Origin of the sequence: Lacrimispora sphenoides (genome assembly GCF_900105215.1) — a bacterium.
Lineage (GTDB): Bacteria > Bacillota > Clostridia > Lachnospirales > Lachnospiraceae > Lacrimispora > Lacrimispora sphenoides_A.
In genome coordinates, this window is record NZ_FOIP01000002.1 from 1,493,115 (window position 1) to 1,506,936 (window position 13,822).

Annotated in this window: 10 protein-coding genes; all 10 read right to left on the bottom strand. The window is 39.5% G+C overall.

The genetic code is table 11. From position 1 onward, the window contains the following. Positions 1 to 25: 25 nt before the first annotated feature. The 10 genes from BMW45_RS23690 to BMW45_RS23735 all read right to left on the bottom strand — a co-directional run bounded on the left by BMW45_RS23690 (position 26) and on the right by BMW45_RS23735 (position 13,811). Positions 26 to 1,558, bottom strand: a complete 1,533-nt coding sequence (locus BMW45_RS23690; RefSeq protein ID WP_092249760.1) for an ABC-F family ATP-binding cassette domain-containing protein — start codon at positions 1,556 to 1,558, stop codon at positions 26 to 28. A 539-nt stretch (positions 1,559 to 2,097) separates the two neighbouring features. After that, positions 2,098 to 2,985: a carbohydrate kinase family protein gene (locus BMW45_RS23695; RefSeq protein ID WP_242883215.1), complete on the bottom strand. Its 888-nt coding sequence runs from the start codon at positions 2,983 to 2,985 to the stop codon at positions 2,098 to 2,100. 25 nt (positions 2,986 to 3,010) lie between these two features. Next, positions 3,011 to 4,378, bottom strand: coding sequence for a family 4 glycosyl hydrolase (locus BMW45_RS23700; RefSeq protein WP_092249766.1), 1,368 nt, complete (start codon positions 4,376 to 4,378; stop codon positions 3,011 to 3,013). A 22-nt stretch (positions 4,379 to 4,400) separates the two neighbouring features. Continuing rightward, on the bottom strand, positions 4,401 to 5,054 hold the full coding sequence (locus tag BMW45_RS23705) for a carbohydrate ABC transporter permease (protein ID WP_242883216.1): 654 nt from the start codon (positions 5,052 to 5,054) through the stop codon (positions 4,401 to 4,403). A gap of 284 nt (positions 5,055 to 5,338) precedes the next feature. Continuing rightward, entirely contained in the window at positions 5,339 to 6,664 is a 1,326-nt protein-coding gene (locus tag BMW45_RS23710) for an ABC transporter substrate-binding protein (RefSeq protein ID WP_092249769.1), read from the bottom strand. Between the two features lie 120 nt (positions 6,665 to 6,784). Beyond that, positions 6,785 to 7,624 (bottom strand): carbohydrate ABC transporter permease, encoded by an 840-nt coding sequence (locus BMW45_RS23715; RefSeq protein ID WP_092249772.1) that lies wholly within the window; start codon positions 7,622 to 7,624, stop codon positions 6,785 to 6,787. After that, positions 7,614 to 8,618 (bottom strand): LacI family DNA-binding transcriptional regulator, encoded by a 1,005-nt coding sequence (locus tag BMW45_RS23720; RefSeq protein WP_242883217.1) that lies wholly within the window; start codon positions 8,616 to 8,618, stop codon positions 7,614 to 7,616. Before BMW45_RS23720 ends, BMW45_RS23715 begins: the two co-directional genes overlap by 11 nt. Before the next feature lie 414 nt (positions 8,619 to 9,032). Further along, positions 9,033 to 12,017 carry a glycosyl hydrolase family 95 catalytic domain-containing protein gene (locus BMW45_RS23725; protein ID WP_092249775.1) on the bottom strand — a complete coding sequence of 995 codons (2,985 nt, stop codon included), beginning with the start codon at positions 12,015 to 12,017 and terminating at the stop codon, positions 9,033 to 9,035. Positions 12,018 to 12,033: 16 nt separating this feature from the next. Next, entirely contained in the window at positions 12,034 to 12,891 is an 858-nt protein-coding gene (locus BMW45_RS23730) for a carbohydrate ABC transporter permease (RefSeq protein WP_092249778.1), read from the bottom strand. Positions 12,892 to 12,905: 14 nt separating this feature from the next. Continuing rightward, positions 12,906 to 13,811, bottom strand: a complete 906-nt coding sequence (locus BMW45_RS23735) for a carbohydrate ABC transporter permease (RefSeq protein WP_092249780.1) — start codon at positions 13,809 to 13,811, stop codon at positions 12,906 to 12,908. Positions 13,812 to 13,822: the final 11 nt, after the last annotated feature.

Here is a 13,822-nt window from a genome sequence, read left to right on the forward strand (position 1 = left end):
GCAGATTAGGAGATTCAGAATGTTTTTACCGTTTCTCTATATCAATGACCCTTTGTGCCCAATCCTGATAAAATGCTTCTTCATGTGAAACCAGTAAAACGGTCCCCGGAAATTCCATCAAGGCTGTTTTTAAGGAGTCTTTTGCCTGAACGTCTAAATGATTTGTCGGTTCGTCCACAATCAGAAAATTGCATGGTGTTAATGTCAATAGACACATTTTCACTTTTGCCTGTTCTCCTCCGCTTAATGTCCCGATTGATTGCATCGCGTGCTTGCTCGAAATACCACATCTGGCTAATTTTTTTCTAACGTCTTTTATTACCAGATTCGGATAGGAATCTGAAACAATCTGAATGGGTGTTCTTGCTTCATCAGGCCATGAGAGATCCTGTTCAAAATATCCAATAGTTACTTGCTCAGAGTATTTATATAAACCCTGCAAGGACGGAATTTGCCCAACCAGAGTTTTTAATAGCGTTGACTTTCCTATTCCGTTAAACCCGGTAATCACTACCTTTTGCCCGCCTTTTATGTTAAAATCAATATCAGATAATACAGGGTAATGGTAGCCAATTGCTAAGTGTTTAACTGCTAAATGCTCTGTATTCGTCAAAGGTAATTCTGGAAAATAAAAATATGGCTTTATTTCCTTTTGTGCTAAGGCTTCCATTTTATCCATGCGATCAAGCTGCTTCTGGCGGCCTCTTGCCATTTTTGATTTTCGTCCGGCAATATTTTTTCTTATAAACTCCTCTGTCTTTTTGATTTCCTTTTGTTGTGTTGAATATTGCCTAATATAATCTTCCCGCAGCAGAGTTTTCTTTTTCAAAAACTCAGAATAAGCGCCATAATATTTTGTAATGGTATCATTGTCTATATCACAAATACGATTTGTGATTTTATCTAAAAAGGCAAAGTCATGTGACACTATCATAAAAGCATTGTCCAATCTTGATAAATAATCGGCAAGCCATGAAATGTGTTCTTTATCCAAAAAGTTTGTAGGTTCATCAAGCAAAAGAACATCTGGTTTTTCCAGAAGTAATTTTGCTAAAATCACCTTTGCACGCTGGCCTCCGCTCATTTGCTCGATCGGACGGGCAAGACCAATTGCAAGCAATCCCAATCCGTTTGCCACTTGTTCGATATGTGTATCGATCGAATAAAAATCATGTCTTTCAAGTTCTTCCTGAAGTTTAGCTGCTCGTTCCAAGTATCTCAAATCGCCGTTTGCGGCCATCTCATATAATGCGCCCATTTCATGTTCAATCTCATATAGTCTTGAAAAGGCTGACTTCAAAAATTCTTTCATAGTTAAGCTATGGTCTATTTCCGCATACTGGCCGAGATAACCGACAGAGATATTGGACTGCCAGATAATTCGTCCGGCGTCCGGCATTACCTGCTCGGTGCAAATTTTAATCAAAGTGCTTTTTCCAGTTCCGTTCTGTCCAACGATACCAATATGTTCGCCTTTGTTGATGGTTAATTCCGCATTTTTGTAAAGTAGATTATCTCCAAAAGAATGTGATAATCCGTTAATTTCTAGTAAGCTCATGTTAATCAAAGTCCTTTCATTTCAGTTATTAAATCAGCAGCCATGTGTAAAAATGCAAAAAGGCAGAAGACAATACACATAAGTGTATCTGCCTTCTGCCTCTCAGTTCTATAAAAACCGATATTTTAAAAGCAAAAGGCTACGGACAAAACATTGCCCATAGCCTTTTATACGCTAAATTTACACACGGAAAGAAGCAATAGCATACCAATTGTATCAGTATGAATATTGCCCTGCTTTCCGATGAAATCTTAATGCGTCATCTATACGCTATACTCTGTACAATGTTTCATCGGCATGAATTGTACAGAGTTGAGTTTCTTAACAAGTTGATTGGTCAAATAGAAGTTCATAGTATTCTCTCCTTTACTGAAACGCCATCATTATATCACAGCATTTTGGTGCTGTCAAATCTCGGTCTGTTGAAAACATGAAAGTCAAGCTAATATTTTGCAAGACCGCAATCTAACCTGCTCACAACCGAATCATTTAGGTTTTTCCAGGACTATCAAATAAATTGTCCACCTTTCTATCTTTTATCACCTAATATTTTTACGATGTTTTTCTGCTATCTCTAATAATTCCGTCTCATTTACATAGCGTGTTAAACAACCAATCCCTTCTACACATAATCCGCCGGTAATATTACCAAACAGTATGGCATCTTTCATGTCATAGTCATGATATAAACCATAAATGAAACCGCTTAAAAATGCATCTCCTGCTCCTGTAGCATCTACCGCTTTAATATTCTCTAACGGCGGAATGATATGTGTAATATCACCTTCTACAAGCATACAACCGTTCTTGTCAAGTTTGATAATAACCTGATCAAAATATTCTTTTAGTTTATCCGCGGCATCCTGCAAATTCTTTGTTTTCGTAATCTCTAACGCTTCTTTCTGATTTGGCGTAAAGTAATCTGCAAGCTTAAGATACTCTGAATATTTGTCTAAAGACATTCCGTCTTCCCAGCCCACATCAAAAACCAGTATTGTTCCATCCTCTTTTAACCGCTTATATACTTCTAAATACCCCAGTTGCATATCTGCTATTTTTGCGCCTTTTAATTTATCGTATATCCTATCCTGATCTTCTTTATTAAGTGTAAAGTGATTACGATAAGAGATAAAGGTACGATCCCTTTGTGTTGTGATGATAGAGGTTATGGCCAGGGGCATACCGTTTCCATTGTAAATATTATGATATGATGTATTATAGTGTTCTAACTGGGCTTTTGCATAATTGGAAAACATATCATCTCCTAAGAAAGTACATAGCTCAGTAGGAACTCCAAGGCGTGCTAGGTTAATCATAGTTGCCGGAATTCCCCCACCTAACTGAATATCAAATCCCTTGGAATATATTTCTTCCCCTTCATTGGGAATTCTCTCAATTCCTGAATAAAGGATATCCACATTAACCATTCCGACTCCTGATACGTGCTCCATTCTACTTCCACCCCTTAATATATTCTGTATTGATACTTAGGTATTGCTCCATTAAGACCCTGGCCAGGGAATAAGAATTCACCAGCGGATGCAGCATGAGACAATCCACTGCTTCCTTTTTATCCCGGTTTCGAATGGCTGAAGAAGCCAGTCTTTCATAAGACTTTACTCTTCTTATCAGCTCCATTTGAAGTTCACCCGGTTCTTCAATTTTGTGAGGAATATAACCATTTCTGGTAATGGTACAGCTGATTTCAACCACATCCGTATCCTTTAATCCTTCAATAGCCCCGTTGTTGGGAACGCAAAGAATCATATCTTTTGGCTCTCCAGATAATTCTGCTTCAATGTATTTTAAAGCGACCCCAGCATAGCCACCATTATCTTTCTCGTTAATATCAAACTTAAAAGGAGGTTTATGGCTTTTAATCCCCGTTTCATTTGCCATATAAGCGCTCTCTCTTCTGTCATACCATTGTTCATAAACTTTTAAACAATTTTCAAAGTCACCTTCTATATCCATCTTAGATAATTCTTCTGTCATATGTAGATTAATTTCTTTAATTACTTCACCTCGGGTTACTTTTGCTGCAAGAATATTGGCTATGGCTTCCTCACGGTAGTAAAAGTAATATAAATATTCATTTAAGATACACCCCAAATGCAAAGCTAATTCTTTATCAAAAAAGCGCATATCAGTAGACTCATAAACACGGTCATCTTCCAGCAAATCTGTCATAATCTCTTTCCCATTTAACTGAATGCTTTTAAAGAAGGAAAGATGATTAAGTCCATAACATTCTCCTGTTATTTCATCCTGACTGACACCGTACAGTTTGGCAAAGGAATGCAGCAAACCGCTAGGTGCATCACAGATTCCATAAGTAAAATCAAATCCCATATCCCTTAATGTCTGGGAAACTACTCCTGCAGGATTGGTGAAATTAAACACTTTTACTTCTTTTTTTGCATGTTCTTTTATTAGCTCACAGTATTTTACCAAAGCAGGAACGGAACGCATTGCAAAAGAGAAACCTGCCGCACCTGTTGTCTCCTGCCCTAACAAATTATGGTAAAGGGCTATTCTTTCATCTTTAACTCTCATGTCATCTTCTCCAACACGTATGGTAGTAATGGCATAGTCGGCATCAGTTACTGCTTTGACAGGATCGGTTGTGAGAGCAAATATAAGAGAAGGATCAATTTTTTTTGCAACTTCTCTTGCCATCTTTCCATAAATATTTAATTTTTTCTCATTATTATCCATGAATACAAGATCAGTGATCCCTAATCTTTTCGCATTTTGGGACAGGCTCTTTGCAAGAAACATTGAGCGAACCCCTCCCCCACCTATTACTGTAATCTTCATTCTTATTCTCCTATCTTTTTTATTAATAATCAGACTCACTCATACGGAACAATTTATTAATTGCAAAAACAGCAAAGATACCTAAGATAATCAATAAAACTCCCATCATATTGGCATATCCATAATTATTATCTGTCAAAGATGTTTTATATAGATATAGAGGCAGATTAAGGGTAGTATCGCCAGGTCCGCCGTTGGTAGTTAGATAAATTAATTCAAATTCTCTTAACATACTGGTTGCAGATATAATTACACAAGTTCCAAGAATTGTCCGTACCAGTGGCAGCCTTATTTTAAAATCAATTTGTAAACCGGAAGCCCCGTCTATTTTCGCTGCCTCCATTACTTCATCAGGAACAGACATGACACCTGCCAGAACAAGTATCATAACCAGACCTGCATACAGCAACCAGCTCCAGGTCACGGTAAGAAATGCTGAGTTCTGATCAAAGTACCAATTTTTAGAAAATTCATTACCGGTTATATTACTGATCATGGAATTAAGCAGTCCGTATTTGGGATTAAAGACATTTAAAAAGATAACACCTAAGGCAGCTGCTGAAATTACATTGGGTATCATGAATATAGTTCGAAAGATCTTCCAGCCTTTTATTTTACGGGATAGGATAAATGCAGTAATGGTACCGATTCCTACGTGGACAGTTGATTGAAGCAAAGCCCATATTCCAGTATTTTTTAATGCCTGATGCATTCTAGTGTCATTTACAAAGGCCTCAATATAATTACGAAGACCAACAAAATGAAAAACTCCCCCAGATTTCCACTCAAAAAATGAGGTTACAAATACAATTCCCATGGGTATTAGATAAATTAAAGAAAATAACAGGATACAAGGTAATAAGAAACATACCATCATTCTTTTTTTAACGCGCAATCTCTGTCACCTCTATTCTTCTCTCCCCTGCCGGTAAAGGCAGAGGAAAGAGTTGATATTGTCAATTAATTTTTCTCTGCTGTTTTGGTTAAAGCGGTTGCAAATTCTTCCGGAGTTATTTGTCCTTGGGCAAGCAGTGGATATTGAATGCTTATCTCATCAACCACGTTGGCATACCATAAACTTTGAAAATCATTGATATTTCTAGCTGCCTGGTTACTATTTTCTACAACATCATTTACAAGTGGATAAATGGTATCGGAAGTTACATGATTCTCAGCCGGAATTTCTCCTGTCATTTCCAACATTTTTTGTTGGCTTTCTGCAGATGTCATAAATTTAACAAATTCAAGAGAAGCTTTTAATTGATCTTCTGATTTAGATGCAATATTAAAACCAATCTTTCCACTGTTATACATTACATCTCCCGGGAACATTGCTGTTCCTATCTTATCAGCAAAGCCTTCTTCTACCATGGCTGTATCATAGAAATCGCTAACCATCCAAGGTCCATTTGCTATCATTGCTGTCTGTTCCATAAAGAAGTTACTTGCACCATTCTCATATTTTCCGCCAATTGCATCCTGAGTTGTATATTTCTGGAACAATTTTTGAATCATTCCGGCTGCATCTATGAATTCCTGAGTATTATAGTTTTTAGGAAGTGACGTATTCATAAACTTTTCGCCTTCGTCATTAGAAGCAATCATGGCACCCAACAATAATGAAGTCAGCCAGCCGGAATCGGCAGTATCCATTGATACCGGCGCAATACCTGCTGCCAATAATTTATCACACTGCCCAAAGAATTCATCCCAGGTTTTTGCTGGTTCTTTGATTCCCGCTTTTTCAAAAAGCTCTTTGTTATAGAAATATCCAATCACCTGTCTGGAATACGGAATTCCGTAGATATGTCCGTCTCTTGAATTTACATCCCAGCATACTTCACTGGTAGAGTTTTTCCATTGATCGTCCACAAAAGGCGTTAAGTCAACCAGCTGATCTTTCATAGAATCAATTAGGTTGTAACCACCTGTACTAATGACATCCGGTAAGGATTTGGAGGAGTATAAAACTTTTAATTTATCCACATAAGCCTGATCACCGGCAATCTCTTCTACTACAACCTTGTATTTATCCGAATATTGTTCATTAAATGCGCTTAAACGATCATTGAACCATTCTGTACTTGAACTTACTCCAACCCAGGAGGTAGGAAAATTAATTTCAATTATCTTACCAGATTCGTTACCGCTATCCGATACCTGTGTATTGCCGGTACTAGATTTGTTTCCAGTTTCATTGTTTTTTGCCCCACATCCTGACAACATACCTATGGCCATAACCCCGATTAATAGTACCCCTACTACTTTCCTAAGATCTTTCTTCATAATAAATCCCCTTTCATTGATACATTATATTTGAGACACCATCGTGCCAAAGCCCCATTTAACTGTATGATGTTACTTTTGTAAACAAGCGGATCACTAAATCAAAGTGATTTTTTCAGCCTAACCTTTAATTGAACCGGCTACCATACTATCTGTCACTTGTTCCTGCAGCAGTGTATAAATTAATATACTAGGAATGATCACCATGGCTAACGCTGCAAACATCGCCGTGTAATTAAATGAAAACTGAGATGTAAAATAATTGAGTGCTAATGGTAATGTTCTTGCCAAAGTACTTTTTGTTAAGATTAATGCGAACATGAATTCATTCCATGAAGTTAAGAATTGGAGTATTGCTGCAGTTGCCAATCCCGATTTAGCAATTGGAAATACAATTAAAAAGTAAGTTTTTGCAAAACCCGCTCCGTCTAAATAAGCTGCTTCTTCCAATTCTACCGGTATACTCTGGAAATAACTCTTTATAATAAACAGCGAGGAGGGAAGCCCTAATGCTGCATATACAATGATTAGTCCTGTTTTCGTATCATACAGACCAATCTTTGTCATAATGATATAGATTGGCATTAATAAGGAGGAAGTAGGTATTAATAACGAGGAGGAAAGCAATAATGTTAAAAATGTTTTCCCTTTAAACCGACATCTTGCCAAAATATATGCTGCCATTGATACTACAAGTATATTTAGAATTGTACTAGCCATGGAAATCAATAAACTGTTATTGTAAAACTTAAAGATAGGAGCCAGTTTAAGTGCTGCATTATAACCTGCCAGACTAAAGTTTGTAGGTAATGCGAATGCAGATGATAAAATTTCTTTGTTCGTCTTAAATGAAGACATTATAATCCATAATAATGGTCCAATTGAGATAAACACAAAGAATATCAGATAAATCAGTCTTAATATCTCAGATACTAATGCCCCTATTCTTTTATTTTTCATATATATTTACTCCCTTATTTACAGTGCATGTGTCACGCTTTATAATCTTATATGGCAGTGTAATCTCTACTTTATCATTTACATTGTCTAAATCCTGAAAAGCCTCTAAGGTTTTCGTAACAAATTCTATGATTGGCTGATGTATCGTGGTTAATCTTGGTATGAATCTGCTTGCCATGGCAATATCATCAAACCCCAAAACCGATACATCTTCCGGTACCTTAAGCCCAAAATCATGCAAAGCAGATATTCCTCCCATTGCCATCTCATCACTAAAAGCAAAAATAGCGGTAAAGTCTGTTTTCTTGTCTAAGAATTGTTTTGTTAACCGATAACCAGTTTCATAAGTAACAGTGCCGCATCCTAACATTTCATTTTCATTTAAGTCAACTCCTATCTCATCAAGTGCGCGTTTACAACCAGTAAACCTTTGAAAAGAAGATCCGATATTTTTCAAAAAATCTGATAGAATTATTATCTTTTCATGCCCCAGACTAATTAAATATTTAGTTCCTTCATAGGCGGCTGCAATATCATTGATATGAACCATTTCTGACCTGCTGTCAAGAGATCCCCCGGCAAACATCACAGTTTTAATTTTCTTGGAAGCGATGTAGTTAATAATATCCAGATCAATGAATTCATCAAAATATATCACGCCTACAATGTTCATTTCCTTAAAGAATATCTTATAGTGTTCACTGTCCGGTATGGTTGGTATAAATACGATTCTGTAATTATATTTTGGAATTTCTTCTATCAATTCTTTTAACACTTCTCCATAAAAGCCTAGTTGTAAATTAGGAATCAAAACAGCTATGACGCCATTATCTTTGCACTTTTTAAATCTTGGTGTATACCCCAGCTCTTTGGAAGCATGTTCTATTTTTCTGGCCGCATCTTTACTCACAACGCCACTACCAGAAAAATATCTTGAAACAGTAGCTGGAGAAACACCTGCAATTTTTGCAATTTCTCTAACTGTCAATGGCATTACTTTCACCTCTTTCAATTTGTTTCAGAAACAATAGTTATATATAATTACTATATTTTTCATTTTTAAACTAATAATTATATCATTATTAACGATTTGATCATAATGTAATAAAATATCTTTGTCAATATAGTCATAAGTTTTACATTTGTTTCATGATTGTTTCATTTGTTTCATAGATTTTCTGTTATAAAATTTCCGAAAAGGGCGTCAAAAGAGCATAAAAAAACGACAAAACTCAATCATTTGATTTTGTCGTTTTCATAGTTTTGTCATTTTTAAAATTCAACAACAAAACTCTCTGAACCCATATGTTATAAAACTTTAGAATATTTCATTTTTTCAGGCAATTCAAGCATTTGACCGGAATGACTCCTTCGGAATACTATAGGCCTCTGCGACCCCAATCCCTTTTTATAAAAAAGCATACTCCTTGTTAACAAATATAGCATTCAATTTCCACTTCATGCCATTGCCTGTTTCCAGACGGATGAAAGCATCCCCATCCCTTTGCTGGATATAAGGAAGAATTCTGCATTGATATCGTCCTGCTTTAATAATGGCCCCAACCATCCTGGTTCCCTGCCCCGGAAGGCTTACTGTGGTCAGGGAATCTTCCACTTCATCTCCGGAAATGACCAGAAAATCATATTTTCCTTTGGGCAGTTCCAATAAAAACTCTGTCTGTTCCGAGCCTTCCAGAAAATCTCGTCTTAAATCATCCGGCCGCCCTCTGTCCTTTATAGCGATCCCCCGGGGATTTAGAAAACCATACCCCAGATCATCGCTGTATGCCTGAATTCCAACAGACTGAGGTCCGGCTGCATAAACCAGGGCCTGCCCGTTTAGATAAGACTGTCTGTGATAAACAGGATCATAATTCTTTATGATATCCGTTCTCCCAAAATCAAAAATGTATGGTGTGGACATGCAGCGGTTGTCATTCGCAAAACCATAGGCGCAGGTAAATGAATCCACAGCCTTATAAAAGCCGGTATCCTCATTTTCTCCAATGAATATTCTCCTGTGGGTCCGTGCCGCTTTATGGATGAATACTTCCGGAAGTGCTAAAATCGGCTGCTGGGATTTCTTCCCAAACTCAATCTGTTCACCCTGTTTCATCTGCCTTTGTATTAGATAAGGCTTTCCGCTGTTACTCAGTTCACCCGGTACTTGAAGCTTCAGGCAATTATCCCTGGTGCTTTCCACGCAGACATAGGTGGTCTTTCCTTTCCGCCTTTGTGCCGATACTATAAAACCTCCGGGAGCCAGAAGTCCGGTAAACTCCACCTCTTTCCAGTCTGGATATTCCCCGGCCACTTCCTCATCATCCTCCCTGTATTGTACGATTTTTTCCATGAACCTATCATCGCCATCGGGAATGGCAGGAAATATATGGATTGCCTCTTTTGCCTGGAGAAGCATCAAATTAACCGTATTCACAATGCATCCTGACACCTCCATCATGGGTGGCAGTTCATGTGCCAGCTTTGTAATGTGACAGTAATTGATGAACCTCTCTGATTCCTCATATCCTAAGCCATTGGAATGCAGCTCGTAGTCCAGCAGCTTTTCATATAATATCCGCTGTGCAGATGTACCTTTCTTTAAATTCGCCGCCGCCATGGCCAGCCAGCCGGGGCCAAAGGTTCCGATTTCCGTATGCTCTACTGCATATTTTAAGGTTTCTTCCGCTTTTTCCCGTACCATCTTATCGCTTTCCCAGGTAACCTCACCGGCAGGAAATACAGGCATAAGTACAGAAGGATGTCTCATAAACAGGTTGTCATTCACCTTTGGGGAATCCTTCCATCTCCTTCCAACCGAGGTGAGACTGTATTCCGGAAGGTTAAAAAGAATATCTCTCATTCCGGCAGCTTCACTTTCCGGTCTGTTTAAAATACCAGCAGCTTCTACCGCCATGATAAGAAGCTTCTTTACACAGGCGATCGTAATTACGGTATCACAGCCAATGGTTCCCTGCTCCGGACAAATATCCAGTTCCAAGTGAAAAATACCATTCTCATCTCTTTTCGCCAGCCATTCAAAGAAACGTATTTGTTCCCGCATAACAGGATAAGCCTTTTTCTCCAGAAACTCCATATCGCCGCTATACTGATAATATAGCCATAAGAACTGGGTACACCAGGGCTGGATACAGTGGTACAGGGTATGGGGATAATCAAGGGCCCAGCCCTCTGTCCCATAGACCTTTTTCGTATATTCCCGGATCTCCTCTTCATATGCCAGGTATCCGTCGCAGAATATCTTTAACAGCTCAGGGTGACCGGAAGAATAGGTTCCATAAAAGGCAGTCTGTATATTGGCATCCCAATACCACATACTTCCCCACATATTAGGTCTGCGGATATCCCATAGACCGCTTAATCCGCACGCCTGCTCCGGATAAGCACTTCCTCTCCCGCAGGAACATTCCATCATATAGACATGCAGATGCCAAAGCGTCTCAAGGAAATAATCCGGCAGCTTCACAGAACTGGTCCAGAACTGGTTCCATGCGTTATCGTGGGTACGTTCCAGATCCTTTTGTCCGCATTCCAGATAGCTTCCCTGCTTTACAGCCATGCCATTTCCCGGCATAACCGCTGCAAATGCCGTAAATTGCTTCGCTTCTTCGGGAAAACACAGGCTTTCTTTTCCTTCCCCAAAATTTCCGGACTCCGGCAGGTATAAAATCGCTTCCTGGATAAACGGTGTAACTTCCTCCTCTTTAGCAGTCGTTTTATCCTGCTGAAAAGAAGTTCGAAAGCATATAATATGTTCAGTGACCTCTGTGGCCACGTGATAAGCCCCCTGCCCCCGTTTCGAGGGAGTGGTCATAGATGCCTCCTTCCACAATCCATCTGCAGATTGCTTCATATCTATGATCACGCCATCCTTTGTCTTTGGGACAAATATTTTTGCTTCTGCCGTTTTTCCGTTCTTTCCTGTGCAAAAATATACCTTTCCCTCTTCAATTGCCAGCCGCAGACAGGAGGTGCTGGTATCTACGTTTTCATCCAGGTATAATACGATTTCACCTGCCATGGGATAGCTGGAGCCTTTGTATGCAGGTCTTTTTCCTGTCTGTTCCGGGTGAAGGATTTTAAGATAGTGAGCCCTTCCGTAATCCTCCGTTGTCCTTTCTTCCAAAACTACCTGGCGTAACTCCTCATATGTCCGCAGCATCCTGGCAGGATCATCAAAGGTACTTTTCTCCTGATCTTTCCGGTCATCCTTTGTTTTTTTCGGCAAAATATGATAATAACAGTCATAGTGGTTCAACGCGATATGCAGCTCGTGGTCCCGAAAAAATATCATGGCACCCATTTTACCGTTTCCAACCGGCAGCGCATTATGCCAGTCATTTGGCACATTCCGAAATACAACCTGATGCATAGTACTCTCCCTCTCTTTATTCTTTGACAGCCCCGCCTGTTATTCCTGCCATTATCTTATTTGATAGAAACAGATACAGGATAAATGTCGGCAGAAATACAATAACGACACCGGCAAACAGACCGGCCCAGTCTCCGGAGTATTTCATAGACTGAACAATTGCCTGGAGTCCTGTGGAAACCGTACGAAGCCCTGTTTTATTGGCAAAAATCAGAGCCATAAAATATTCGTTCCAGATATTGATGAAGTTAAATATCGTTAAGGTGATGATACCTGGCTGGGCCAGTGGGAACATAACTTTCCAGAATGCTTGGTCTGGCGTACAACCGTCAATTTCTGCAGCTTCCTCCAGTGCCTTTGGCAATGACATGAAAAAACCAATAAGGAAAAATACGCCAAAGGGCACATTGATGCAGATATAGAGAATAATTAGAGTCCAGCGGGAGCCAATCAGACCAATGGAGGTTGCCATTTTAAAAAGAGGCATCACCAGCATGACAGAAGGGATAGACATGGCAATGACAAACACATTGTTAATGACACTTTTTCCCTGAAACGAAATACGGGAAAGCACATAAGCAGCCGGAGCTGCAATCAGAATGATCCCTATGCAGCCGCTCAGACTGTATATGATGCTGTTTGCAAAGTATACCGACATCTTGTGCTTCCGAAGCACATTGGCATAATTCTCCCAATGCAGTCCACTGGATAATATTTGATTTCCAAAGATCTCCTTTGTTGTGCTTAAGGAGGCCAGGATAATCCAACCGATCATAGCCACTGTAAATGCGAGCCATATTCCCAGAAGAAGATAACCGGGGATAAAACGAAGTTGTTTCTTACATCGTACTTCTCTCTTTCCAAAGCGATTCATTTTCTATTTCCTCCTCACTGTCCATCTTCTGAAGGGATGATACGGTTCAGTACGGCATTTACAATAAGTACCACAAGCATGATCAGCACGCCTGCAGCAGCACCTGCGCCCACGTTTAGTTCTGCACTGCTGGAGCCGACTCCTGTACCGAACACCACTTCATACATATATACCATTGGGGTGACCGTTGCATTTTCCGTATTAAAGGAGAACAACGTGGAGTATACGAAGAAGCCGGCAGCCGAAGCCGAATACAGAACGATACACCTCTTAATGATATCCTTTAACATCGGAAGGGTGATATAACAAAACTGCTGCCAGATTCCTGCTCCTTCTATCTGGGAAGCCTCATAGTAATCCTCAGAAACCCCATCGATTCCTGCCACCATAATCAGCATATAAAATCCTACTCCCGCATAACTGTAGGCAATCATCATTGCCAGAAAAAGATTCTCCGGTGCAGTCCACTGAAACTGTGCCATGGAATTCCAGTGAATCAGCTCAAACAGTCGCTTGAACAGCCCATACTGATTGTGGTATGCATACTGCATCCACATGGTAACCAGTGCCACTGAACTGATAATATGGGGAAGGTAGAGCATGGCCTTCCAGAATTTTTTTCCCTTGATTCGGGAGGTAATGATGACAGAAAACAGCATGGAAAGGCTCAGTATGACCACTCCCCCTCCTATCCAGATCTTCAAGATATTCCACAGGGACCTTCTGAACAGAGGACTTCCCATCAGCTTGGTGTAATTGGCAAATCCGATGAATTCCCAATCCTTCATGTTGTCCGTCACAAAGCCCACCTTGTTGAAGCTCATCAGAATCGTTCTCAGTGCAGGATAGAGAAAAATAGCCAACAGGCATAGCATTGCCGGAGCCAGAAAACGCACGACAAACCATTTTTTGCTTTTCATATTCACCTTCT

Coding starts and splice junctions, on each gene's coding strand:
- BMW45_RS23690 (WP_092249760.1), bottom strand. CDS start 1,558: ATGAGCTTACTAGAAATTAACGGATTATCACATTCTTTTGGAGATAAT.
- BMW45_RS23695 (WP_242883215.1), bottom strand. CDS start 2,985: ATGGTTAATGTGGATATCCTTTATTCAGGAATTGAGAGAATTCCCAAT.
- BMW45_RS23700 (WP_092249766.1), bottom strand. CDS start 4,378: ATGAAGATTACAGTAATAGGTGGGGGAGGGGTTCGCTCAATGTTTCTT.
- BMW45_RS23710 (WP_092249769.1), bottom strand. CDS start 6,664: ATGAAGAAAGATCTTAGGAAAGTAGTAGGGGTACTATTAATCGGGGTT.
- BMW45_RS23715 (WP_092249772.1), bottom strand. CDS start 7,624: ATGAAAAATAAAAGAATAGGGGCATTAGTATCTGAGATATTAAGACTG.
- BMW45_RS23720 (WP_242883217.1), bottom strand. CDS start 8,618: ATGCCATTGACAGTTAGAGAAATTGCAAAAATTGCAGGTGTTTCTCCA.
- BMW45_RS23725 (WP_092249775.1), bottom strand. CDS start 12,017: ATGCATCAGGTTGTATTTCGGAATGTGCCAAATGACTGGCATAATGCG.
- BMW45_RS23730 (WP_092249778.1), bottom strand. CDS start 12,891: ATGAATCGCTTTGGAAAGAGAGAAGTACGATGTAAGAAACAACTTCGT.
- BMW45_RS23735 (WP_092249780.1), bottom strand. CDS start 13,811: ATGAAAAGCAAAAAATGGTTTGTCGTGCGTTTTCTGGCTCCGGCAATG.